The sequence below is a fragment of the uncultured Tateyamaria sp. genome (genome assembly GCF_947503045.1).
In the GTDB taxonomy this organism is placed as follows: Bacteria; Pseudomonadota; Alphaproteobacteria; order Rhodobacterales; family Rhodobacteraceae; genus Tateyamaria.
On sequence record NZ_CANNCF010000016.1, the window covers coordinates 1 to 22143 of the forward strand.

Consider the following 22143-nt stretch of genomic DNA (forward strand, 5'->3'; position numbering starts at 1 on the left):
TTGGGCCAAAATCGATATGCCTGGCACGGCAGACTCCCCATTCATTCTCTGTGTGGAGAGCCTATTCCGGTATCCAGATATCGTTTAAGGCTGCCGAGAAAGAACAGGTCCCAACCTGCCTCGCAAATGTCATAGCAGAGCAGTTGTGGAGTAAGGTCGGCATGTTGCAACTCGATTTGTGTGCCGTTGACGTGCCCGCGGATGCCCCACAAGACCTTGGTGTCGAGCCACTCCGCCTCGATCTCTTTTGGCTGACCTTCGTGAATATGCAGGGCGTCGACGCAGGTCCACTCGACATGCGAGGGCTCATCCATTCCGGTCAGCTCGAATGTCCAGTAAGACACGCCCGGAGGAAATGTGAACTTCGCGCGATCGCCCAAACGGACCAAAGGTTGGTCTGGACGTGTCCACCAATGCTCGACCCCTCGGGTCACCGCCTCGAAGGCGGTGGCGGGACTTGCAGCGACGTCGATGGATTTCTTGTAGCTTTGCGTGGTCATCTTGGAGGTCCTCAAGTGGCTTCAGCCCAGTGGGGCGGAAAGGTTTGCGCGACATTAGGCAGGGCCTCGACCCGTCGCACCCAGTCCGCGATCTCGGGAGAAAACGCGGCCAGATCGGAGAAGCCGAGGTCTTGCATGATCTGCGGTTTCGTCTCCATTGCCCGTTGGATGAGACGGACATGGGGAAAAGCGACGGCGTCTGCGGCGCCCGGACGCGCACCTGATAGGAAAGAGTCATCGATCAGAATTTTGGCCAGACCGGTCAGCTCAGCCCGCAAAGCATCACTGGCCGCAATTAGATCATCCGTTGCCTTGTCTGCGCCGTCGAAGAAGATCGGGGACAGGACACCGCTGGTTGCGCGCGGCAGATAGTCGAAAATCTCCATTGTGCGCTGCCAGATCATGCCTGCCCCCCGTGCGGTCTTCCCGAACAAGGGCGACGCGGGATACTCCCTGTCGAGCCATGCCAAGATCGCGATGGATTGGCCAAGGGTCACGTCACCCTGCTTCAAAGTCGGGACCGTGCCCCTGCCGTTAATGGCGAGGTAGGCGTCCGACTTGTGTTCCTTCTGCTGGGCGGAGAGCAAGTGGACTTTGTAGTCGAGACCCTTGAAAGCCATTCCAAGCGCTGCGCGCCACGGGCTGGGCGCGCCACTTACTGTCCAAATTTCCAAGGTCATGTTGAAAGCTCTCCGTCGTTGTCTGTTTACAGAGGCTTACCCGGGGCAGTACGATCCGAAAAGTAGGCAGTATTTTTTGATATACTATCAAAAATAATACTATTGGGAGAAACTAGATGTCCGAGACCCTTACCGCCGCCCCAGTTGAAACGCTTGTTGCGGATGAATCCCCATGCCCGGCGCCCCGTGTGATCGGGATGATTGGCGGTAAATGGAAGCTTTTGATTCTGCAGATCCTGATCTTTCAGGGCACCAAGAGATTTGGTGAGCTGCGCAAGTCTATCGATGGGATCACCCAGACAATGTTGACCAACCAGCTTCGGGCTTTGGAGGCCGACGGGCTGGTCACGCGCAAGGTCTATGCCGAGGTACCGCCTCGTGTCGAATACTCGGCGAGCGCGGATGGGATGGCGTTGGAGCCAGTGTTCACATCGATGCATGACTGGTGGGTCAATCGCTCAACTGACACTCAGCGTCTAATCCAACCGGATGAATAAGCTGCGAATCAACGTCTGCTTCGGAGATTCTGCACCGCGGTGCATCGGCCTGCTTCGGAAGGCTGTTTTGGGCCGTCCGCAACAACGTATTGTGGCTGGATCCGCAACTTGCCGCGCTTGCTCCGATGGCAACTTCGAGCCCAACCCGGCCATCGACTTTTCTCGCTGCGTGCGCTCGCAGCACAATACTTGCTGCAGATGCTCAGTTCGGGACGCCGCGCGGCAGCGGGGATCGGTGCCATTCGTTCACCTCGCAGCGAGGGTTTTCAGGGCAACTCACAGGTTGCGGGACCAAGCGGTGGTTTGTGCCATAAATTTGAACGACCGCTTTGCTCGGTTTCCACCCAAATTGGACGTCTCATTCGGTACATTGCCTAGTCGGTCAAATGCTCACCTGACCCATGTCTTGTCATGAGGAGTTGCGTCGTCACTCCCCGATATGGCCACCCGCCGGATGACCACCGAGACAACACAACAGGCCTCATCGATAATCCGGCGAAACTGAAACGGGATCCGCATTTCCTTGTCGCATGACGTTGGGCGCGCCGGGCTCGTTCCAGCGAAAAAGAGTGATGTGCCAAAGGCCCGGTCTTCGCCGGGAAGGGTCTATCAAGCCGACATACCCATTCTCCCTCAGGCGGTCGGCTGCGTGCCAGGATGGCGGTGTTCCACCGGCGGCGAGCAGCGCACGCCAGGGCTGGGATGCTATCGCATAGATGTCGGCGGCTTCGGGGCTTCGTAAATCGAACAGCGTGCACCGCTCAACCTGAAATGTAAGGACGACACGAGGCCGGTCCGCTTCTTTTACATCCTGTCCAATGGCGACCCTGGCGCTTTCGATATCGGGGCTGAGATACAACGCGTCCTGACCGCGCCGGTTGAATCGTGCCGGGGGACGGTCAGGCGCGCCGCGCATGAGATGCACGTCGGGATCGTCGGCCCAAACGATTTTCACGAACTCCCCCGAGATTTCCGTTAGCATGGCAAGCCCTTCCACAAAGACCCATCCGATTCAAATTGCAGGATGGATTGATCCGGCGCAATTCTTCCTGTTTGCTCTGAATGCGTCCATTTGTGAGAAAGCAAAAAATCATGGCTAAGCCGAAGGTCGCGCTGCTTGGGTCAATTCTTGAATCCAACCGATTTGCACCGCCCGCCGAGAAAAGCGATTTCACATCGCTGACCTGGCTTATTGGTGAAGAGATGATGGACGAGGCCAGGTCGGCCACTCCAAAACTCGCGACCGAGTTCGCGGCTTTTGTCCGCGCCATGGATGCAACCGGCGACTGGACGCCCGTGCCCTGTATGCTGGCGGCCAGTCATCCAGCCGGGCCGGTGCGCGCGGCGGTAATCGAAGAGATCATTGCAACATGTGAAACCAAGCTGCGCGCTGCCGAACCCGTGGACGCCGTCTATATCTGCAATCACGGCGCCATGGTTGCCGAACATGACCACGATCCCGACGGCTTGCTGATGTCACGCGTTCGCAAAATCGTTGGACCTGAGGTGCCCGTGATTGCAACACTCGATTTGCACGCCAACATATCGCAGCGGATGGTCGACGCCTGTGACTTGATCGTCGGGTATCGGACAAATCCACATGTCGATCAGATCGAACGGGGCGAGGAAGCCGCCGTTTCGCTGCGGCGGATATTGGCGACTGGCGTCCGACCAAAGATTGCTCACGTGAAATTGCCCCTTGTCCCTGCGTCGGTCACACTTTTGACGGCCGAGCAGCCTTACGGGGCTTTGATCGACTATGGGCAACGCAGGCAGGCTGAGTATCGCTCGGAAATCGTCAATGTCTCGATCTTCGGGAATTTTCTTTTCTCGGACACACCTGACAACGGGCTGAGCATCGTCGTTACGGCGCGAGAGGACGCAAATGTTGCCGAGGCTTTGGCCGCCGAGTTGGCGGACATGGCATGGTCTTTACGGAAGGACTTTGTCCGGCAACTTATCTCTGTCGAAGAGGCCTTGGCGCTGGCGTGCTGCCAGGGACGTGAACCGGTGATCTTTTCCGATGCGGGCGACAATCCCGGCGGTGGTGGAAGCGGTCGGACGACCGAGCTGTTGGCGGGGCTTTGCAAGGCGGACGCGCGTGACTGCTTTTTCGGATCATTCTGTGATCCTGAGCTTGCGCGCGAGGCGCATGACGTCGGTGTCGGCAACCGGTTCAGGGCGCGCTTCAATTGGTCTTGCGACACCTCGGCCACCTGGGCGCAATGGGACGTACCCTTTGAGGCGGACGCGGAGGTTCTGGCGCTGCATGACGTCGAAGTGGTGGGGGAAAGAGGCATGACGACGGGTCGCAGAATGGCTCTTGGACCGTCTGCGGCGCTTCGCATTGGGGGAATAACGGTTGTGGTGATTTCGGATCGTACGCAAACTGCGGATCCTGTGTTTTTTCATATGTTCGGTCTGGATATCGCAGCCGCCCGAACCGTCGTTGTGAAATCCCGGGGACACTTTCGTGCCGGGTTCTCGGGCTGGTTCGCGCCAGATCAGGTTTACGAGGTCGACACGGCAGGATTGACATCGCCGGTCCACGACCGTTGGCCCTTCGCGCACTTGCCACGCCCCAATTTTCCAATGGATGAGGATACGGAGTGGTCGGCACATCCGCCGCGCTAGACCGGCTCGGAGTATTTGTCTTTCGGTGTTGTCAGTTTGACAAACCGCATGAACTGGCGCGCAAGTTGTGAGGGTGGCCGCCCGGACGGAAGGACAAAGCTGGTGTCGTAATAGATGGCCGCGTCAAAGGGTCGGACAACAATGCCTTCCAGACCAGATGACAGCAACGGGAACGGGTTGATCAGGGTCACTCCCAACCCTTCACGCACAAGTTCAAGGGCCGCCATGTTCGTCGCCGTTTCAGCGACCTGCTTTGGATGAACGCCAGCACGCGCAAAGATCTGCTCGGTGATCGCGCGCGTTCCCAATCTTCGCAAGAACTCAACCAGTGCGACACCCTCCAGGTCTTGCGGCGTCACAATACGCTTTTCGGACAGCGGATGGTCTGTTGGCATGGCGCAAACGACCTGGCTGCGCCGCCACGGCACAAGATGCACACCGGTTCGTTGGATCATGGCGCTGGTCAGGCCAAGATCGTAGCGCAGGTCGAGGATGCCGGCCACGAGCACGTCGGTGGCTTGAATATCCAGTTGAAGTTGCTTGCCCGGGTTCATTTTCAGAAAGCTCGCGACACGCGATATGACAAAATGGTGGGCAAGAGTGGGCGGTACGATCAGCCGCAAAGGAGCGTCATCGGGCGTGGCCCATTCCGCGCCTTCGATGTCTGCAAGCGTTTCGAAAATGGGGTCCAGTTTTTCGTTGAGCCTCAACGCCTCGTCCGTCGGATCGATACGCCCCGACCGCCGCAGGAACAGCGACCGCCCGACCCGGGCCTCTAGTTGCGACAGGGATCGGCTTACGGCCGACTGAGAGATCCCAAGCCGACGGGCTGCTCCGATGGTCGTGCCTGTGGTGATGACCGCCCTTAGTGATTCAAACTCTCGCAACCTGTGCCGATGTTCCGTCATGATGCCATCCTCTCTTTGGAAAGCGCAGGCGAACAACCAAGGACTTGGATTGCTCTATGCAGAATCGCATAGCATTGAGTATTGGCAATGATTTTTTCGGTAGCTAGCATTTTCTCAGGGCGCGGGGTCGAACAGGGATTCGGGCCGTCTCAAGCGCCAAATGAACAGGGAGTCTTTTTGATGAGGAAACTCACAACTGCGACAGCAGTCGCATTCGGCATTCTGGCCATGGGTGCTGGTGCCGTATCTGCCGAAAAACTGACGATTGGTCTTGCCTCCGAGCCGACGTCGCTGGATCCGCATTTTCACAACCTTGGGCCCAACAACGCGATGTCGGTCCACATCTTTGATCGCCTGATCGCTCAGGATGAAAAGCAGCGTCTTTCGCCGGGTCTGGCCATCTCGTGGCAGCCCATTGACGATCTGACGTGGGAATTCAAACTCCGCGAAGGCGTCAAGTTCCATGATGGCAGTGATTTCACTGCCGACGACGTGGTCTGCACCATGGCTCGCGCGCCAGACGTCCCAAACTCGCCCTCGGGATATGGCACCTATCTCAAGGGCAAGGAGGTCATCAAGATTGATGACTACACCGTCCACTTCAAGACAGCAGCGCCTTACCCATTGATGGGTAACGATATTTCGACGATCCCGGTTATTTCGGAAATTGGCTGTAACGCGGCGACCGAGGATTTCAACGCGGGCACCGCTGCCATCGGAACAGGTCCGTTCAAGTTCCAGAGTTATACGCCGGGCGAAAGCATCGTTCTGGTGCGCAACGACGACTATTGGGGTGATGCGCCCATCTGGTCCGAAGTCGAGTTCCGCCCGATCACGTCCGGTCCCAGCCGCGTGGCATCCCTTCTTGCCGGTGACGTCGACATGATCTCGGGTGTTCCGACTACCGATATCACGACCCTGAAAGGCAACGGCGATATCCAACTCAGTCAGGGTGTGTCCAACCGCGTGATATATCTCCACATGGACCAGTTCCGCGAGGACTCGCCCTTCGTTAAGGCCAATGGCGGTGGTGACATCAAGAACCCGCTGATGGACGTCCGCGTCCGCAAAGCCATCAGTATGGCGATCAGCCGTGACGCCATCGTGGACCGGGTGATGGAAGGCGTCGCCCTGCCTGCGGGGCAGCTCTTGCCCGAAGGGTTCTTCGGCGTCTCCGACAAACTTGACGTGGTGGCCTATGACCCGGACGGCGCAAAGGCGCTTCTGGCCGAAGCCGGCTATCCCGACGGGTTTGAGCTGACGATTCACGGGCCGAACGATCGCTACATCAACGACGCCAAGATCGCCGAGGCCATCGCACAGATGCTGACGCGCATCGGTATCAAGACGGCGGTCGAAACGATGCCGCGTTCGGTTTACTTCGGGCGCGCATCCAAAGGATCGCCCGAGGGTCTGCCCGAATTCAGCTTCATCCTTGTGGGCTGGGGTGCCGGGTCTGGCGAAGCGTCTTCGCCGCTGAAATCGCTGATTCACACCTTTGACGCGGATGCCGGGTTTGGCTCGTCCAACCGTGGTCGCCACTCCGACCCCGAAACGGACGCGCTGATCGAAGAAGCCTTGCGCACGGTGGATGACGCCAAGCGTCAGGACCTGCTGGCGCAAGCAACAGAGCGGGCGATTGAGAACGTAGCGATCATTCCGACCCACTTCCAGGTCAACACCTGGGCGGCCAAAAAGGGTCTGAGCTACATCGCGCGCACCGACGAGTACACGCTCGCGACAGGCGTCGTGAAAGAGTAACCGCAAAGGGTCCGGGCCGCCCCGCGCGGCGGCCCGGACCCCTTTCCCTTGGAATGATCCCATGACCGTTTTCATCATCCGCAGATTGCTGCAGGCCCTGCTGGTCGTTTTTATGATGTCGGTCATCGTCTTTTTTGGCGTCAACATCGTCGGCGACCCGGTCTACATGCTGGTCAGCCCCGATGCGGATCAGGCCGATATCGAGGCTGCGATCAGCAGGCTTGGCCTGGATCGCCCGATCCTCGAACAATACTGGCTGTTCCTCAAAGGGGCCGCACAGGGCGACCTCGGCAACAGCTTCATCTTCGGTGAACCCGCCCTCAAACTGATCCTGCACCATATGCCCGCCACGATGGAACTGGCCTTCTCGGCCCTCTTTCTGGCGATTGTCATTGGCATACCACTGGGGCTCTACGCCGGACTTTACCCGGACGGCATGCTGTCCAAGGGGATCATGGCCGCCTCGATCTTCGGCTTTTCGCTGCCCACATTCTGGGTCGGCCTCATGCTGATCATGCTGTTCGCCGTCGAGCTTCAATGGGTTCCGGCAACAGGACGCGGTGATATTGGGAGTTTTCTGGGCATCCAAAGCAGCATTTTCACGTTGGACGGGCTCAGCCACATCTTCCTCCCCGCGCTCAACCTCGCCCTGCTAAAAATCTCGCTCGCCATCCGGCTGACACGCGCAGGCGTGCGCGAGGCAATGGGGCTGGACTATGTGAAATACGCCCGCGCCAAGGGGCTTTCGACCCGGCGCATCATCCTTGTCCATGTGATGAAGAACATCATGATCCCGGTCGTCACGGTGATGGGCCTCGAATTCGGCAGCCTCATCGGGTTTTCGGTCGTGACCGAAACGATCTTTGCTTGGCCCGGCATGGGCAAGCTCCTGATCGACGCGATCCTGCAGCTCGACCGCCCCGTCGTCGTCGCCTACCTGATGATCATTGTGCTGTTCTTCGTTCTGATCAATCTGATCGTCGACATCCTATATTCCATCCTCGATCCACGGGTCCGTCTGCAGGATCAGGGCGCATGAGCGACGCGACAGCACATCCCGCGCTGAGCGCCGGCATACCTGCCAAGGTCGAGACTCCGTTCCAGCGTTTTCGCGCCGAGTTTTTCGAAAGCAAGATCGCGACGGTGGCGCTGGCCGTGTTTGGGTCCATCGTGCTACTCGCCATTCTCGCGCCGTGGATCACTCCGCAGAACCCATACGACCTTGCGCAAGTCAGCGTCATGGACGGGCGTTTGCCGCCGGGGTCCGAGGCCTTCGACGGTTACACCATGTGGCTTGGCTCGGACGGGTCCGGGCGCGACCTTTACTCGGCCATTCTCTATGGATTGCGCATCTCACTGACGGTCGGTCTAGCCTCGGGTGTCATCGCGCTTTTGATCGGCATGGCAATCGGCCTTGTCGCCGCCTACGCGGGTGGCCGGATCGAGGCGATCATCATGCGCATCGTCGATTTGCAACTGTCGTTCCCGGCGTCGCTGGTGGCGTTGATGATGGTCGCGGCCCTTGGCAAGGGTGTCGACAAGATCATCCTTGCCCTGGTGATCGCCCAATGGGCCTATTACGCGCGCACGGTCCGCGCGACCGCGCTGGTCGAGCGCGGCAAGGAATACGTCGAAGCGGCGCAGTGCCTTGGCATTTCGCGTTTCAGGATCGTTTTCCGGCACATCCTGCCCAACTGCATGGCCCCGCTGATCGTCGTTGGTACGGTTCAGACCGCCAGCGCCATTTCGCTGGAAGCGACGTTGTCCTTCCTTGGCGTCGGCCTGCCGCAGACCGAGCCGTCGATTGGCGTGCTGATCGCGAACGGATTCGAATACATGCTGTCCGGGCGGTACTGGATCTCGGTCTTCCCGGGCCTCGCACTGCTGTTCACGGTCGTGTCCATTAACCTCGTCGGAGACCATCTGCGCGACGTGTTGAACCCGAGGCTGAAGAAATGAGCGCGGTACTCGACGTACACGGGCTCAAGACCCATTTTTTCACCCATGCGGGCGTGGTCAAGGCCGTGGACGGCGTGGATTTCACGGTATCCAAAGGCGAGATCATGGGACTTGTCGGCGAATCCGGTTCGGGCAAGTCCATCACCGGCTTCTCCATTCTCGGCTTGATCGACCCACCGGGCCGCATTGTCGAAGGCTCGATCAAGTTCAACGGCGAAGAGATCGCGAATGCCAAAGAGGAACGCCTTCAAGGGCTCCGCGGCAACCGCATCTCGATGATCTTTCAAGATCCGATGATGACCCTGAACCCGGTTTTGCGCATCGACACGCAGATGATGGAGGCGATCCTCGCGCATGAATCCGTCTCCAAACAGACTGCATGGGAGAGGAGCCGCGACGCACTTGGCCTCGTCGGCATTCCCTCACCCGAGGAACGCTTGCGGGCCTATCCGCATCAGCTGTCGGGGGGCATGCGCCAACGCGTGGCGATTGCGACGGCCTTTCTGAACAAGCCTGACCTGATCATCGCGGACGAGCCGACCACCGCGCTTGATGTCACCATTCAGGCGCAAATCATTCACGAGGCGCAGAAGCTGACGAAACAGACAGGCACTGCGATGATCTGGATCACCCACGATTTGGCCGTGGTTGCCGGGCTCGCGGACCGCATCTCGGTCATGTACGCGGGCCGGATTGTCGAACAAGGCGGTATCGACGACGTGATTGACCGGCCCCTGCATCCCTACACCGTTGGCCTTCTTGGATCTGTCCCCACGGCGAACCGTCGCGGCAAGCGCCTGTTCCAGATCGAGGGGATGACGCCGAATATGCTGGACCTTCCAAGGGGATGTGCATTCGGGCCGCGCTGCCATGCCCGCACCGATGCCTGTGACCAACAGCCACTGATCAAAGACATCGACGGGCGGAGCCTGAGGTGCCTCAACCCGCAGCGCGCGCCGGAGGCGGTGAAATGACGGAACCGCTGGTCGAAATTCGGGGCGTCTCGAAACGGTTCACCAAGCGGCTGGACGTGGCGGGCAAGATTGCTCAGCGCCTTGGCGCGAACATCCGCGAGGAAACGGTTCACGCGGTCGACAAGGTCAACCTATCGATCCGACAAGGTGAAGTACTTGGGCTGGTCGGCGAATCCGGGTGCGGGAAATCCACTTTGGGGCGCGTCGTGGCTGGCATTCATGCGCCCAGCGAAGGGCAATTGTTCTACGAAGGCAAAGATGTGGCCACGCTGACCGGCGCGGACAAACGCGCAGCCACGCTGGCGATCCAGATGATCTTTCAAGATCCCTTTGCAAGCCTCAACCCGAGGATGCGGGTTGAGGATATCATAGGCGAAGCGCCCAGTATGCACGGGATCGTCGGAAAGCCGGACATCCCAGATTACGTGGATGACGTGATGCGCAAGGTCGGGCTCGACCCGTCACTGAAGAAACGCTACGCACACCAGTTTTCCGGCGGCCAGCGCCAGCGGATCGGCATTGCGCGCGCGCTGGCCGTGAAGCCAAAGTTCCTGGTGTGTGACGAGGCCATAGCCGCGCTGGATGTCTCGATTCAGGCGCAGGTCATCAACCTGTTCATGGACTTGCGCGAGGAACTTGGTCTCACCTACCTCTTCATCAGCCACGATCTGAGCGTGGTCGAACATATCGCCGACTGCGTCGCGATCATGTATCTGGGCCGGATTGTCGAAAGCGCTTCGACCGAAGAAATCTTCTCCGATCCGCGACACCCCTACACCAAGGCGCTTCTGGCCGAAGCCCCGCGCCTGGATCAGCGCCGCCGCGCCTTCGAGCCGATCATTGGGGAAATCCCCTCGCCACTCGCCCCGCCACCGGGATGCACCTTTCACCCACGCTGCCCTGTCGCCACCGCAGAATGCCGCACCATCGTGCCCGACCTCAAACGCGGGCGCGACGGACGCGAAACGGCCTGCCTTCTCGAACATGCCGAAACCGTTTGATTGTAAAGCTGGAGTTCCCTTTGAAAAACGCCGATCCAATCTGGGACCACGTCGACCGCCATCGCGATGAGTTCATCGCCTTGTCAGATCGGGTCTTCGACACCCCCGAGACCCTCTATGCCGAATTCGAGTCTGTCGCCGAGCACAAGCGGATGCTTGAGGCGCAAGGATTCAAGATCACCGAGAACGCCGCCGGCATCCCGACCGCTGTGATCGGCGAGGCGGGCGACGAAGGCCCAGTCATCGCCATCCTTGGCGAGTTCGACGCGCTGCCTTATCTCAGCCAGACCCCCGGCGTGGCCCAGCATCAACCGCTTGAAGAAGGCGGCAATGGCCATGGGTGCGGGCACAACCTTCTTGGCGCTGCCGCGCTGCTTGCAGCCACTGCCGTCAAAGACTGGCTGGCCGAGAATAGGATCAAGGGCCGTGTGCGGTACTATGGGTGTCCGGCAGAAGAAGGCGGTGCGGCAAAAACCTATATGGTGCGCGAAGGGCTTTTCGACGATGTGGACGCCGCCATTTCCTGGCACCCGGCCACCTTCACCGGCGTGAACGAGGCGCGATCGCTGGCCAACACTCGTATCGATTTCACATTCCACGGCAAGGCCGCCCATGCCGCAGGAGCACCCGAACTGGGCCGCTCTGCGCTCGATGCGGTTGAGTTGATGAATATCGGTGTGAACTACCTGCGCGAGCACATGCCCGACAGCGCGCGCGTGCACTACGCTTATCTCGACGCGGGTGGGGTCGCCCCGAACGTGGTGCAAGCGAAAGCCACCGTGCGGCAACTTGTCCGCGCCAGCACATTGCCCGAGCTAAGCGACCTTGTCGCGCGAGTCCGAAATATCGCCGACGGCGCGGCACTGATGACCGGGACGCAGGTCACAAGTCAGGTGTTCTCCGGCGTCTCTAACCTCCTTGGCAATCGTCCTCTGGAAGAAGCGATGCAGCAGGAGCTTGAAAAGCTTGGTCCCGTTGCTTTTGACGACGCCGATGACGCCTTTGCCCGCGAAATCCAGACCACGCTGACAGCCGCAGATATCGACACGACCTTCAAACGGATCGGGGCCAAACCGGTGAAGGACCTCGCGCTTTGCGACTTTATCGCGCCGCTCGACCGTCACAGCGACGGTGGCGAAGGGTCCACGGATGTCGGCGACGTAAGCTGGGCCGTCCCAACCGTTCAGGCACGCGTGGCCACCTGCGCCATCGGAACGCCGTTCCACACCTGGCAGACCGTAGCGCAAGGCAAGGCCCCAGCCGCCCACAAAGGGATGATCTATGCGGCCAAGGCGATGGCAGCCACGGCGTGCCAATTGGTCGAAAACCAACCCCTGATTGACGCCGCGCGCGAGACCCATGAGGATCATCTGGAGCAGACGCCCTACACCTGTCCGATCCCCGACGATGTGCGCCCGCCGGTCTGACTGTGAGCCGATGACACGCGCCTCCGCCATCAACGCCGCCACCCGAAATTTCGAAACGGGCGGCTTCACCCGCGATCTTGGCGAGCTGGTCGCCCATGAAACCGAAAGCCAGACGCCCGACAAAGCGGCAGAGCTTCCCAAATACCTGGAACAGGCGCTGATCCCCCGCCTGAACGCCATCGGCTTCACCTGCAAGATCCACCCGAATCCGGCCCAGGATGCAGGCCCGTTGCTGATCGCCGAACGCATAGAAAGCGATGCTCTACCAACCATCCTGACCTATGGCCACGGCGACGTGATCCGCGCGCAAACCGACCAATGGCGCGACGGGCTTCACCCGTTTCGCCTCGTGGATGAGGGAGACAGGCTCTACGGACGCGGCACCGCCGACAACAAGGGACAACATCTGATCAACATGGCAGCCCTGAAAGCCGTCATCGACACTCGCGGATCGCTCGGTTTCAACAGCCGCATCCTGATCGAAATGGGCGAGGAAATGGGCTCGCCAGGCCTGTCGGAGTTCTGTGCGACACACAAAGAGGCTTTGGCCGCAGATGTCCTGATCGCCTCCGATGGCCCCCGCCTTCAGTCCGACACGCCGACGATGTTCATGGGCGCACGCGGCGGCATTTCCTTCGACCTGATCATGAACCTCCGAGACGGCGCGCACCACTCCGGCAATTGGGGCGGTTTACTTGCCGATCCCGCGATGATCCTGGCGCAGGCCTTGTCGACAATCACCGATGTGCGCGGCCAAATTCAGGTGCCGGAATGGCGCACGACCAGTCTGACCGACGATATCCGCGCCGCTCTGCAAGACCTGCCCCTCAAGGGCGACGGCGGACCTGAAATCGACGTGGATTGGGGTGAAGAAAGCCTGACGCCCGCCGAGCGCGTATTCGGCTGGAACAGCTTTGCAGTCCTTGCCATGAAAAGCGGTGTCCCCGAAGCCCCAGTCAACGCGATCTCGGGCCATGCCAAGGCCGCGTGCCAGCTTCGATTTGTCGTCGGGACGGATTTGGACGACATCCTGCCCGCGCTGCGCAGGCATCTTGATGCACGCGGGTTCAGGCAGGTTCAGATCGTCCCGCATGAACGCGCGTTCTTCAGCGCCACGCGACTGTCGCCGGATCATCCGTGGGTGCGCTTAGTGGCACACTCGCTCGAAGAGACATCCGGCAAAGCGCCGCATATTCTGCCCAATCTGGCCGGGTCGCTGCCCAACGAAGTCTTTGCCGACATCCTTGGTCTGCCGACCGTCTGGGTGCCGCACTCCTATCGCGGTTGTTCCCAGCACGCGCCGAACGAGCATGTCTTGAAAAACGTCTGTCGCGATGCGTTGACACTGATGGCGGGTCTGTTCTGGGATATCGGTCAAACGGGCGGGCCCGCCTGATCCGCGACAACCGCCCCGGATATTGCAGGTGCCGCTTTGGTAGAAATGCGCACCCGACCAAGGCGCGGGTGCAGTTTGCCAGCCAGACCCCATGTGGCGACCAATCCCGCACCACCCGCCACGAACACACCGGACAGTGGCGCAACCAACAGAACCAGCCAGGCGACTCCGGGTGTGAGAATGCCTGAAACATCGCGGTAGCTCGAATAAATGGCGGACATCTCGGTGCGCTCAGACGGTTTGACGGCCAGCAGAAAGGGCAGACCGGCAGACACGTCAAGCAGGATCAGAAACACGGACCCCACCATCAGACACGCGATTGCCATCGCCGGGATACCGTGCTGCGCACCCGCTGCGATGAACAACACTCCCGACACAAGAAAGCCGGTTCTGACAGCAAAGCGCACGGAATTGCGCTGCATAAAGCGCAGCATCAACGGCGCGGCAAACAAGGCTGCGTTGGACACCGAAAGAGCTATGCCGCCAAGCTGGCTGCCAAACCCGTTTTCCACTCCGAAAATCGGCAAATACACTACGTAGACCCACCAACCGCAGGACCGGACCACCGCAAAGATCCATCCGGTCACAAGTCGGGGCTGTGCAAGAAACCTTCGGAAATAGGCCAGGGGATTGGCCGGAGGGCGGCGGCTTTTGGTGATCAGCTTGCCGTTTCCAAGGCGCATCACCAGAAAGATCACCAGCATGGCGCTTGCAGCAATCGCCGCGATCAGAAACGGCGCGGGTCGCCACAGGTCATACAGAAACGCGCCAAGCGCCGGGCCTGCGGTCCACCCTGCCGCACTGTAGAAAAGCCGGGATGTCTCGAACCGTCCAAGTTCGATCTTGGTCACATGATCAAGAACGTAGGCGTTGAAACAGACAAAGGTGGTCACGACCGCAAATGTGGTCAGCGCCAACGCCAGAACTGCGGCAATGGGGCTGCCGATGGTGGCCATGCCTGCGCCTAGGGTGAACATAAACACGCCGATCACATAGACCCACCACCTAGGGACGAACCGGATCAGATAAGGCACAAGAAGACCGATCAGCAGTGAAATCGCGCCAACCACAAAGTAGACTTCTGAAACAAGCCGCGCGTTGCCAAGCGCATTGTACATCACAATCGGAAAGACCGAGATCAGAATGCCCCTTGCCACGGCCTCTGTACCGGCCAGAACGGCAAAACCGCGCACGCTTGGCGCGGGCGCATGTCGTAACCATTCGGGTATTCGGCGCTCGTGCATGAGAGGTACTCAGTCTTAACATCGACCAATGTGCACGCGGCTTCGGGTGCGTCTTTCATACTTGCGACCAGATGTCGTTTTCTGCCTGTTTCTGACAATCCAACCAAGCTGCTCAGTTTGGTCTTGAAATTGAATTTAGTGTCTCGCGATTGGTGCCATTGCGCGCTGCCTTTGTGGCAGCGAGAGCCTGTGATCGGGTCGGCGCAGGGACAACTATTGGAATAAAATCGAAGGACCGCTGCAGACCAACGTAGTGAGAGGCAATAACTGCCAATCGCGCCTTGCAGAGGTCCGTGCAGCTTGCAGTATCAGTTAGTGCGGGCTCATAGCGGCTCAATGCTCGCGCAACAAAGGCTGCCAGTGTGAGTCTCTGACACCGGCCCTTCGATCAAACTGTAGGATCGTCTCGTCAGCGCGGTGTTGACGGTTGGGTGCGGAGGGAGGATCGGAGGGCATATTATGCCAAGAGTCCAACTTCCCGCAACCACCCCGAAACGCAGAGCCTGGAACAAGGGGCGGATCATCGGCCAAAAAAACGGCCCTTGCTGCCAAAACTGGTCTGGGCGATCCGGGCGCGGCTCGAACTGGCAGGTTATCTACGCGATCTGTCGCTATTCAACGTCGCCATCGACAGCAAACTTCGCGGCTGTGATCTCGTCAAATTGGCCGTGTCTGACCTGGTAAAAGATGATCGTGTGCGAGAACGCGTGTCGATCAACCAGAGCAAGACCAAGCGGCCGGTCCAGTTTGAACTGATCGAAAACACACGTGAAACCGTCTTTGCCTGGGTCAAATCACCCGAGATGTTTGCGTGTCGGTTTCTGTTTCCCAGTCGCTTCCATGATCGGCCACACATCTCAACCCGCCAGTATGGACGCTTGGTGCGTGATTGGGTCACCGCGATAGGGCTGGAGCCAAGTGGATATGGCACCCATTCCCTCCGCCGGACAAAGGCAGCGGAGATTTATCGAAAAACCGGCAACCTCCGCGCGGTTCAACTGCTGCTTGGTCACACAAAGGTCGACAGCACAGTGCGCTACCTTGGCGTCGAACTTCAAGATGCACTGAGCATCGCTGAGCGTATCGACATCTGAGCTAGCTTGGCGAACGCTCCCGCCGTTCGCCATCTCAAAGCGGATATCTGATGCGGCGTTGGTCGGTGCTGCGTCCAAATTGTCGGACGCTGCAGCTTGCATGAATGTCCGTTTTTCCAGTCGGACGAAAATAACCGTGCTAGTCGCGTCTCTTCGCCAGTTCCCGATAGAGTGCCGGAGCGGATACACCGATCTGGTCGGCTACGTTGATCCACTCTCCTTTGGCCGGTTCGCCGTATAGATCCAGCCATGCGTCCAGACGATCCGCCACACGCCGCAATCGCAGGATTTCAATGTGCGCCCGTTGCGCCTGCACTTCTTTGGCGTGTGTCTCAATAAGACTGAGGGCTGCATCTGGGTGGTCGCGGATGAAGGCCAGAAACTTAGCGCGGGGCACGTTGGCAATTTCGGCCTCCGTACGCGCAACCGCATCACAGTGATAAGCGTCTGCGAACAAGGATGCTTCGGCCAAAGCCATATCAGCGGTGGCGATTTGCAGCGTCAGCGGGACGCCATCGGCCATTGGGCGCTCCAGTGCTACCGCCCCGGATCGCACCAGATACATAGACTGCACGCGGTCTCCCTGACGAAAAACCGATCCACCTTTCGCAACCTTACGGACAGGTGCACCGTCGAAAACATCAAGCCACTGCAACATGATAGAAATCATATGGATGAAAGAACATTTCGGGTAGTCTGCAATTGTAAATTGAAAGGCAGGCGAACATGCGAGCAAAGATAATTCTCACGGCAACGGTTTTGACTGGCGGTGCAGCATTTGCAATCGCGCAAACCAGTCATACGGGGCACAGTGATGGCATGGATCATTCTGCGCATCAGCAGGAACAGGTAATGACCAGTGCTGCTCTGTCCGAACCCGGCCAAGGGGCATTTGCGGCTCTTTCCGAAGTCGTGCGCGTTTTGGAAGCCGACCCGAACACGGATTGGGCACAAGTTGATCTGGGCGGGCTGCGGGCTCATTTGGTCGATATGGACCGCTTGGTCATGGACACAGTTGTCATGGAAACTGACCTACCGGACGGGACCAGTGCAATCGCCGCCGGCGATGCGGACACTATTGCTACGCTTCGGCGCATGGTTCCTGCCCACGCCGCACAGCTTGCCCGCGATGATCGCTGGACGGTCGCTTCAACAGAAACAAGTGATGGGATCGAGCTGAGAGTGACCAGTGAAATTCCGGCTGTCGTGGCCCGGATCAAAGGTCTTGGATTTTTTGGACTGATGGCGAGCCAGGATCATCACCGCGAACATCACTTTTTTATGGCACAGGGGAAGGATGCCCATGGCCATTGAATTGCCGAGACCACCGGTAAAAGGCCTGCGACTTGCCAAATCACATATACCCCGTATAGGTATGTTGCATGTGCTTGGTCCGTATCCTTCTGGTCGTCCTATTGACGTTATCCACCTCGCTCGCCAATGCGATGGACGCAGGGCATATGCCAGTTTCAGATCATGAACTTGCGACTGTTGAAGCGATGGAAGATGCGCAACCGTTGTGCTGTCACGACAGTACAGAGCGCGCCCAGACCTGTCATGCCTTGATGGCCCTGCTTCCGACTTTGACATTGAGTGGCACTGCGCCTGTAGCGGGCGCGGATGTGTTCTGCACCTCTGGCGTGCTTTTGACCGGTTTTGAACCGTCTGGCCTTCTCGATCCGCCCCGCACGGTGTGATGAATGCTGTGCCATTCCGTGGTGCGGCGCAGACTAGAATTCACATCAAAGCAGGCTTTGCCCGATGCCCTGACCCTTGGGCGTACCCTTTCGAGAGGAACATCTTATGAAACCGATCAAAACACTTCTGGCCTTTACACCAGCCGCACTCGCACTTGGAATGGCGTCTTTCGGCTGGGCTGGTATGGCTCTTGCAGGCGACCATGGGGCCATGTCCCATCACGGCACCATGCATGTCACGAAAAGCCCAACCTGCGGCTGTTGCGGTGCATGGGTCGCACTGGCCCGCCAAGAAGGCTACGACATCGAAGTGACTGACACAGCAGATGTGACAATTGTGAAGCTGGAGGCAGATATTCCCGGCAATATGTGGGCCTGTCATACCGCGACGGTTCAAGGCTACGTCGTTGAAGGCCACGTTCCGTTTGAAGCTCTGGCAAAGCTTCTGGAAGAACGCCCCGACATCACCGGAATTGCTGTCCCCGGTATGCCCGGTGGCTCTCCCGGCATGGGGAATGATCCGACTGCGCGCTATGATGTGATCGCCTTTGGTGGCGATGCGGGCGATGGCGAGGTCTTCTATCAGGCCGGTCTGTGAAACGGATCGCTCTGATAGCCGTTGGGGGAGCGGCCCTATTTGGGGCCGCTCTCTACGCATTTTCCAATGTTTCGGCGGAAACGGACCGCGTCGTCTTGCGCGACGACGATCCTGCAATCGTCTCGCTCGGTACCAGTGTCTATGAGGCAAACTGTGCCTCCTGCCATGGTGCCGATCTGGAAGGTCAGGCCAACTGGCGGTCTCCGGGTGAGGATGGACGGCTTCCGGCACCCCCACATGATGAGACTGGACACACGTGGCACCATGACAGTGACACGCTGTTCCGGCTGACGAAGTACGGCGTTGGTGCGTTGATCAACGATCCTGACTACGTCTCCAACATGCCGATTTACGACGGCGTTCTAAGCGATGAAGAGATCATCGCTGTGCTAAGCTACATCAAATCAACTTGGCCGGAGGAAATCCGTGCCCGTCACACTGAAATGGAAAACAGACAATGAGACAGATGACCTTTGCACTTCTCGTGCTGGCAGCAACCACAACTGGAGCCTTGCCACATTCAAAGGCCGAGCGAACCACACCTGCCAATGAAGCGACGGTCGCAGCGGTTGAAGCTATTGAAATGCGCTTTGATGATCCAATGCGCGTGACTGCAATCACACTGACCGGACCGGATGGCGATGTACGCATCGAGCGGGAAACCGGCATGGACGCCGTGACGGAGTTTCGTGCGCTGCCACCTGCCGATCTTCCGGACGGGGCCTATACGGTTGATTGGCGCGGTCTGTCTTCGGACGGCCATCCGATGCAGGGCACTTTCAGCTTTGACATAGCCGACTGATCCGGATGGAAGGTCTGGCGCAAATCGACGGATGGGCAATAGCGGCGATCATTGCAAAGGCAGTGGGCTATGGCGCGGCGCTTCTTGCCATGGGCGGGCCGCTATTTGTCTTGGTGTTTCCAGCCGCAAACGCTGATGTACGCCAACTGGCTCGGAACGTCGCAGTCATCGCCGCCCTGGTCGGGTTGGCGGTGTTGGCTTTGCGCTTTGGTATCCGTGCTGCGCGCATATCCGGGATGGGTCTGCCGGGGGCCGTCGATCCGATGATGCTTGGCTTCGTCTGGGACAGTCCACTTGGGGCGGCTGCGATCTGGCGCGGCGCGGGCGAACTGTTGGTCGTTGCATCGCTGATCAGAGGTATTGCAGGCCTCTCGGCCGGGCTGATCGGTGCGCTAATGATCGCAGTGTCCTACACGTTCGTGGGTCATTCTCTTGGTGATCCCCGCTGGTTGCTTGTGTCATTGTTGACTTTGCATTTGCTGGCGGCCGCGTTTTGGATCGGCGCGCTGTTTCCCCTGCGACACGCGGTCGGCCAGCCGGAGGGAGCAAGGCTGCTTCATCGGTTTGGAAACGTCGCCAGTTTTACGGTCGCAATGCTCGTCACCGTTGGTTTGATTTTTGCATGGCTGATGACTGGATCACTTTCGAACCTGATTTCGACGGCTTATGGCTGGACACTTCTTGCCAAGCTCGGCGTTGTAACTGGGTTGATGGCCTTGGCCGCGCTCAACAAATGGCGGTTCGTTCCGGCACTCGCCTCTGGCGCACCCGCAGCCATGCCCCATCTGCGCCGCTCTATCCAGATTGAGGCTGTGGCCGTTGTGCTCATCTTGCTGGCGACAGCAACACTCACGTCGATCACCACACCTCCGGTCAACCTTTGAAGAGGAATTTTCACAGCACAGAACAGGTGGGTCGCGGCTTAGCGTGGATAGACCCTCGAAAGAATAGTTACTTTGATGCCTTTTGCAAAAGTCCAATCAGCTCGTCAAACTTGGCTCTTTGTTCCTCGGGATCACCGCTTTGAATAGCCGTCTCGACACAATGTTCCGCATGGTTTTCGAGGATCAACTTTTCAACGCCCAGAATGGCGGATCGTATTGCCGCTGTTTGCGCCAGAATATCCATACAGTAGCGGTCAGCCTCCACCATACCTGCCACACCGCGCACTTGCCCTTCCAGTCGTGACAGCCGGTCCAGTGTTTTATCTTTATTGGCTTTCACGAGTTGCGCTCCTTCTTTTATCCCCAATACACCATCTCCTTGATATACCCTATGGGGGTATGTATAAAGCACCCACAAAAGATGATCTGGCAACCATACATTGGCCTTAAGCAAAACGCATCAGGAGAGCTATCGTGCCAAAAGATTCCCGTGACGTTGCCGATGTATCGACCGACCCTGCGGTATCCGCGACTGGAAAAACGGCCGTTCTCTACCGCATGGACTTGCCAAACCATCTGTGTCCGTCCGGACAAAAGGCGCGATGGCTCCTGGACCGGCATGGCTACGAAGTCGATGACCGTCTGTGCCGCGAACGATCTGAGGTTGATGCGTTCAAGAAAGCGCATGATGTACCTACCACCCCGCAGATATGGATTGAAGGCGAGAGGGTCGGCGGCTACGACGCCCTGCGGGAACAACTCACCAATTTCGACCCGAAGGCCAAGACGTACAAACCGGTCCTCTACCTGTTTGCTGTGGCTGCTACGACGGCGCTCGCGCTGTCCATTGGCTTCCTCGGCGCGATCACATGGCAAACGCTGGGTTGGTTCATTTCGGTCTCGATGATCCTGTTGGGGATGCAGAAGCTCCGCGACATCGAGAGTTTCACAACGATGTTTCTCAACTACGACTTGCTGGCGCGGAAATGGGTGCCCTATGCCTATGTCTATCCTTGGGTAGAAACATCGGCAGGCATCCTAATGACAGGAATGCTGTTGACCTGGCTTGCTGCCCCTGCGGCGCTTTTCATCGCCACGGTCGGCGCAATCAGCGTATTCAAGGCCGTCTACATCGACAAACGAGAGTTGAAATGCGCCTGTGTGGGTGGCGGATCGAACGTGCCTCTCGGTTTCGTCAGCCTGACGGAGAACCTGATGATGATGGGGATGGCTATCGTGATGCTCGCCCAGATCGCAAACTGATGGCAGCGAAGGCCGACTGGAAGCGGCGGGCGTTACTGGCTGGCGGAGCGCTGGCTGTTGCAGGATGGGTCAAAGGCGTTCCATATCTGGCATCGCTGGGACAGCCGGACTTCGCGTTCGTGGACATACCCGATCTTCCGCCCTTCCGACGACTACTGGGGGCAGGCGCATCTACACCTGGCGCGGCAATTTTTGCAGGAATCGAGACCGGTGAGGCGGAATCCGACACTGATGCTGATGAAGAGGCGGAACAGTTTGTCAGGGAAAACCCTTGTGCCGCCTTTTTCGGTGAAGAGCCCAGCAACACCGTTCCAGTCGCGATGTTCTCCGACTTCGCGTGTCCGATCTGTCGCGTAATGGATGATCGTTTGACTGATCTCCAAGCGAGCGACCCAAACACTTTTCACATCGTCCGGCATCAGCTCCCGCTTCTTGGCGTAGCGTCGGCGGTTGCCAGCCGTGCCGTGCTGGCGGCGGACCTTCAGGGCCAGTATCGTGAAATGCACGCGCGTCTGATCCGAACGCCCGCCGTCACCGATGAACGCTTCATCGTGGCCATAGCGGAGAATCTCGACCTCGATGCAGACACACTGCTCGAAGACATGCAGTCTGATGCCATCGACCGCCGCTTGCGCCTAACAGCGGCCATTGCAGATGTCTTTGGCTTTATAGGCACGCCCGCCTTCGCAGTCGGTCGCACAGTGTTCATGGGGTCAATCCAGACAGGCTCTCTGAGGAAGCTGATCGCAGACGAGAAAGCAACTCCCTGTCTGATCGCGTAGACTAAGGACAAAGTCTGCAGTCCTTGGTTTTCGTTTTCCGAT

At 58.7% G+C, this 22143-nt stretch carries 24 protein-coding genes and 1 pseudogene; 18 read left to right on the plus strand and 7 right to left on the minus strand.

Features of this window, described 5'->3' with window-relative positions:
- Positions 1-41: 41 nt before the first annotated feature.
- Both Q1A89_RS23160 and Q1A89_RS23165 read right to left on the minus strand, forming a co-directional pair.
- Entirely contained in the window at positions 42-500 is a 459-nt protein-coding gene (locus tag Q1A89_RS23160; RefSeq protein WP_299734082.1) for an SRPBCC domain-containing protein, read from the minus strand.
- Positions 501-511: 11 nt separating this feature from the next.
- A complete protein-coding gene (locus Q1A89_RS23165; protein ID WP_299734084.1) occupies positions 512-1180 on the minus strand; it encodes a glutathione S-transferase family protein in 669 nt (222 codons plus the stop codon).
- A gap of 116 nt (positions 1181-1296) precedes the next feature.
- On the opposite strand from Q1A89_RS23165, the gene Q1A89_RS23170 reads away from it, so the two are divergent.
- Entirely contained in the window at positions 1297-1677 is a 381-nt protein-coding gene (locus tag Q1A89_RS23170; RefSeq protein ID WP_299734085.1) for a helix-turn-helix domain-containing protein, read from the plus strand.
- Positions 1678-2158: 481 nt separating this feature from the next.
- On the opposite strand, the gene Q1A89_RS23175 is transcribed toward Q1A89_RS23170, so the two are convergent.
- Positions 2159-2659 (minus strand): RES family NAD+ phosphorylase, encoded by a 501-nt coding sequence (locus Q1A89_RS23175; RefSeq protein WP_299734087.1) that lies wholly within the window; start codon positions 2657-2659, stop codon positions 2159-2161.
- Between the two features lie 110 nt (positions 2660-2769).
- On the opposite strand from Q1A89_RS23175, the gene Q1A89_RS23180 reads away from it, so the two are divergent.
- Positions 2770-4311, plus strand: a complete 1542-nt coding sequence (locus Q1A89_RS23180; protein WP_299734088.1) for a M81 family metallopeptidase — start codon at positions 2770-2772, stop codon at positions 4309-4311.
- Here the strand turns inward: Q1A89_RS23180 and Q1A89_RS23185 are convergent.
- Positions 4308-5219 (minus strand): LysR family transcriptional regulator, encoded by a 912-nt coding sequence (locus Q1A89_RS23185; RefSeq protein WP_299734089.1) that lies wholly within the window; start codon positions 5217-5219, stop codon positions 4308-4310. The two genes, Q1A89_RS23180 and Q1A89_RS23185, sit on opposite strands and share 4 nt — an antisense overlap.
- A 180-nt stretch (positions 5220-5399) precedes the next feature.
- Between Q1A89_RS23185 and Q1A89_RS23190 the strand changes: the two genes are divergently transcribed.
- The 7 genes from Q1A89_RS23190 to Q1A89_RS23220 all read left to right on the plus strand — a co-directional run bounded on the left by Q1A89_RS23190 (position 5400) and on the right by Q1A89_RS23220 (position 13737).
- On the plus strand, positions 5400-6980 hold the full coding sequence (locus tag Q1A89_RS23190; RefSeq protein WP_299734090.1) for an ABC transporter substrate-binding protein: 1581 nt from the start codon (positions 5400-5402) through the stop codon (positions 6978-6980).
- 61 nt (positions 6981-7041) lie between these two features.
- Positions 7042-8019 carry an ABC transporter permease gene (locus tag Q1A89_RS23195; RefSeq protein ID WP_299734091.1) on the plus strand — a complete coding sequence of 326 codons (978 nt, stop codon included), beginning with the start codon at positions 7042-7044 and terminating at the stop codon, positions 8017-8019.
- Complete coding sequence (locus Q1A89_RS23200) at positions 8016-8939, plus strand: ABC transporter permease (protein ID WP_299734092.1); 924 nt, start codon at positions 8016-8018, stop codon at positions 8937-8939. The genes Q1A89_RS23195 and Q1A89_RS23200 overlap by 4 nt, the downstream gene beginning before the upstream one ends.
- Complete coding sequence (locus Q1A89_RS23205; RefSeq protein WP_299734093.1) at positions 8936-9913, plus strand: ABC transporter ATP-binding protein; 978 nt, start codon at positions 8936-8938, stop codon at positions 9911-9913. The genes Q1A89_RS23200 and Q1A89_RS23205 overlap by 4 nt, the downstream gene beginning before the upstream one ends.
- On the plus strand, positions 9910-10914 hold the full coding sequence (locus Q1A89_RS23210) for an oligopeptide/dipeptide ABC transporter ATP-binding protein (RefSeq protein ID WP_299734094.1): 1005 nt from the start codon (positions 9910-9912) through the stop codon (positions 10912-10914). The genes Q1A89_RS23205 and Q1A89_RS23210 overlap by 4 nt, the downstream gene beginning before the upstream one ends.
- Positions 10915-10934: 20 nt before the next feature.
- The gene (locus tag Q1A89_RS23215) at positions 10935-12341 is read left to right on the plus strand and encodes an amidohydrolase (protein WP_299734095.1); all 1407 of its coding nucleotides are present in this window, start codon (positions 10935-10937) and stop codon (positions 12339-12341) included.
- A 10-nt stretch (positions 12342-12351) separates the two neighbouring features.
- Positions 12352-13737, plus strand: coding sequence for a M20 family metallopeptidase (locus Q1A89_RS23220; RefSeq protein WP_299734096.1), 1386 nt, complete (start codon positions 12352-12354; stop codon positions 13735-13737).
- Here the strand turns inward: Q1A89_RS23220 and Q1A89_RS23225 are convergent.
- Positions 13716-14981, minus strand: coding sequence for an MFS transporter (locus tag Q1A89_RS23225; protein ID WP_299734097.1), 1266 nt, complete (start codon positions 14979-14981; stop codon positions 13716-13718). The two genes, Q1A89_RS23220 and Q1A89_RS23225, sit on opposite strands and share 22 nt — an antisense overlap.
- Before the next feature lie 459 nt (positions 14982-15440).
- On the opposite strand from Q1A89_RS23225, the pseudogene Q1A89_RS23230 reads away from it, so the two are divergent.
- A pseudogene (locus Q1A89_RS23230) lies at positions 15441-16075 on the plus strand (tyrosine-type recombinase/integrase).
- 139 nt (positions 16076-16214) lie between these two features.
- On the opposite strand, the gene Q1A89_RS23235 reads toward Q1A89_RS23230, so the two are convergent.
- Positions 16215-16745, minus strand: coding sequence for a Crp/Fnr family transcriptional regulator (locus tag Q1A89_RS23235; protein ID WP_299734098.1), 531 nt, complete (start codon positions 16743-16745; stop codon positions 16215-16217).
- Between the two features lie 56 nt (positions 16746-16801).
- Between Q1A89_RS23235 and Q1A89_RS23240 the strand changes: the two genes are divergently transcribed.
- The 6 genes from Q1A89_RS23240 to Q1A89_RS23265 all read left to right on the plus strand — a co-directional run bounded on the left by Q1A89_RS23240 (position 16802) and on the right by Q1A89_RS23265 (position 20056).
- Positions 16802-17389 carry a hypothetical protein gene (locus Q1A89_RS23240; RefSeq protein WP_299734099.1) on the plus strand — a complete coding sequence of 196 codons (588 nt, stop codon included), beginning with the start codon at positions 16802-16804 and terminating at the stop codon, positions 17387-17389.
- Positions 17390-17463: 74 nt separating this feature from the next.
- The gene (locus Q1A89_RS23245) at positions 17464-17772 is read left to right on the plus strand and encodes a hypothetical protein (RefSeq protein WP_299734100.1); all 309 of its coding nucleotides are present in this window, start codon (positions 17464-17466) and stop codon (positions 17770-17772) included.
- 106 nt (positions 17773-17878) lie between these two features.
- A complete protein-coding gene (locus Q1A89_RS23250; RefSeq protein WP_299734101.1) occupies positions 17879-18370 on the plus strand; it encodes a DUF411 domain-containing protein in 492 nt (163 codons plus the stop codon).
- Entirely contained in the window at positions 18367-18831 is a 465-nt protein-coding gene (locus tag Q1A89_RS23255) for a cytochrome c (RefSeq protein ID WP_299734102.1), read from the plus strand. The genes Q1A89_RS23250 and Q1A89_RS23255 overlap by 4 nt, the downstream gene beginning before the upstream one ends.
- 5 nt (positions 18832-18836) lie before the next feature.
- Entirely contained in the window at positions 18837-19172 is a 336-nt protein-coding gene (locus Q1A89_RS23260; protein WP_299734103.1) for a copper resistance CopC family protein, read from the plus strand.
- A gap of 5 nt (positions 19173-19177) precedes the next feature.
- Positions 19178-20056, plus strand: coding sequence for a CopD family protein (locus Q1A89_RS23265; RefSeq protein WP_299734104.1), 879 nt, complete (start codon positions 19178-19180; stop codon positions 20054-20056).
- Between the two features lie 67 nt (positions 20057-20123).
- Here the strand turns inward: Q1A89_RS23265 and Q1A89_RS23270 are convergent, their stop codons facing one another.
- Positions 20124-20396: a metal-sensitive transcriptional regulator gene (locus Q1A89_RS23270; RefSeq protein WP_299734105.1), complete on the minus strand. Its 273-nt coding sequence runs from the start codon at positions 20394-20396 to the stop codon at positions 20124-20126.
- Positions 20397-20530: 134 nt separating this feature from the next.
- Between Q1A89_RS23270 and Q1A89_RS23275 the strand changes: the two genes are divergently transcribed.
- Both Q1A89_RS23275 and Q1A89_RS23280 read left to right on the plus strand, forming a co-directional pair.
- Positions 20531-21319 carry a MauE/DoxX family redox-associated membrane protein gene (locus tag Q1A89_RS23275; protein WP_299734106.1) on the plus strand — a complete coding sequence of 263 codons (789 nt, stop codon included), beginning with the start codon at positions 20531-20533 and terminating at the stop codon, positions 21317-21319.
- Positions 21319-22101 (plus strand): DsbA family protein, encoded by a 783-nt coding sequence (locus tag Q1A89_RS23280; protein WP_299734107.1) that lies wholly within the window; start codon positions 21319-21321, stop codon positions 22099-22101. Before Q1A89_RS23275 ends, Q1A89_RS23280 begins: the two co-directional genes overlap by 1 nt.
- The last annotated feature ends 42 nt before the right edge of the window (positions 22102-22143 follow it).

Bases quoted from the DNA above. Each gene is read 5' to 3' on its own strand.
- Q1A89_RS23225 (WP_299734097.1), bottom strand. From the start codon at position 14,981: ATGCACGAGCGCCGAATACCCGAATGGTTACGACATGCGCCCGCGCCA.
- Q1A89_RS23190 (WP_299734090.1), top strand. From the start codon at position 5,400: ATGAGGAAACTCACAACTGCGACAGCAGTCGCATTCGGCATTCTGGCC.
- Q1A89_RS23280 (WP_299734107.1), top strand. From the start codon at position 21,319: ATGGCAGCGAAGGCCGACTGGAAGCGGCGGGCGTTACTGGCTGGCGGA.
- Q1A89_RS23260 (WP_299734103.1), top strand. From the start codon at position 18,837: ATGACCTTTGCACTTCTCGTGCTGGCAGCAACCACAACTGGAGCCTTG.
- Q1A89_RS23175 (WP_299734087.1), bottom strand. From the start codon at position 2,659: ATGCTAACGGAAATCTCGGGGGAGTTCGTGAAAATCGTTTGGGCCGAC.
- Q1A89_RS23165 (WP_299734084.1), bottom strand. From the start codon at position 1,180: ATGACCTTGGAAATTTGGACAGTAAGTGGCGCGCCCAGCCCGTGGCGC.
- Q1A89_RS23180 (WP_299734088.1), top strand. From the start codon at position 2,770: ATGGCTAAGCCGAAGGTCGCGCTGCTTGGGTCAATTCTTGAATCCAAC.
- Q1A89_RS23195 (WP_299734091.1), top strand. From the start codon at position 7,042: ATGACCGTTTTCATCATCCGCAGATTGCTGCAGGCCCTGCTGGTCGTT.
- Q1A89_RS23235 (WP_299734098.1), bottom strand. From the start codon at position 16,745: ATGATTTCTATCATGTTGCAGTGGCTTGATGTTTTCGACGGTGCACCT.
- Q1A89_RS23205 (WP_299734093.1), top strand. From the start codon at position 8,936: ATGAGCGCGGTACTCGACGTACACGGGCTCAAGACCCATTTTTTCACC.
- Q1A89_RS23200 (WP_299734092.1), top strand. From the start codon at position 8,016: ATGAGCGACGCGACAGCACATCCCGCGCTGAGCGCCGGCATACCTGCC.
- Q1A89_RS23170 (WP_299734085.1), top strand. From the start codon at position 1,297: ATGTCCGAGACCCTTACCGCCGCCCCAGTTGAAACGCTTGTTGCGGAT.
- Q1A89_RS23250 (WP_299734101.1), top strand. From the start codon at position 17,879: ATGAAACCGATCAAAACACTTCTGGCCTTTACACCAGCCGCACTCGCA.
- Q1A89_RS23160 (WP_299734082.1), bottom strand. From the start codon at position 500: ATGACCACGCAAAGCTACAAGAAATCCATCGACGTCGCTGCAAGTCCC.
- Q1A89_RS23185 (WP_299734089.1), bottom strand. From the start codon at position 5,219: ATGACGGAACATCGGCACAGGTTGCGAGAGTTTGAATCACTAAGGGCG.
- Q1A89_RS23220 (WP_299734096.1), top strand. From the start codon at position 12,352: ATGACACGCGCCTCCGCCATCAACGCCGCCACCCGAAATTTCGAAACG.
- Q1A89_RS23210 (WP_299734094.1), top strand. From the start codon at position 9,910: ATGACGGAACCGCTGGTCGAAATTCGGGGCGTCTCGAAACGGTTCACC.
- Q1A89_RS23265 (WP_299734104.1), top strand. From the start codon at position 19,178: ATGGAAGGTCTGGCGCAAATCGACGGATGGGCAATAGCGGCGATCATT.
- Q1A89_RS23240 (WP_299734099.1), top strand. From the start codon at position 16,802: ATGCGAGCAAAGATAATTCTCACGGCAACGGTTTTGACTGGCGGTGCA.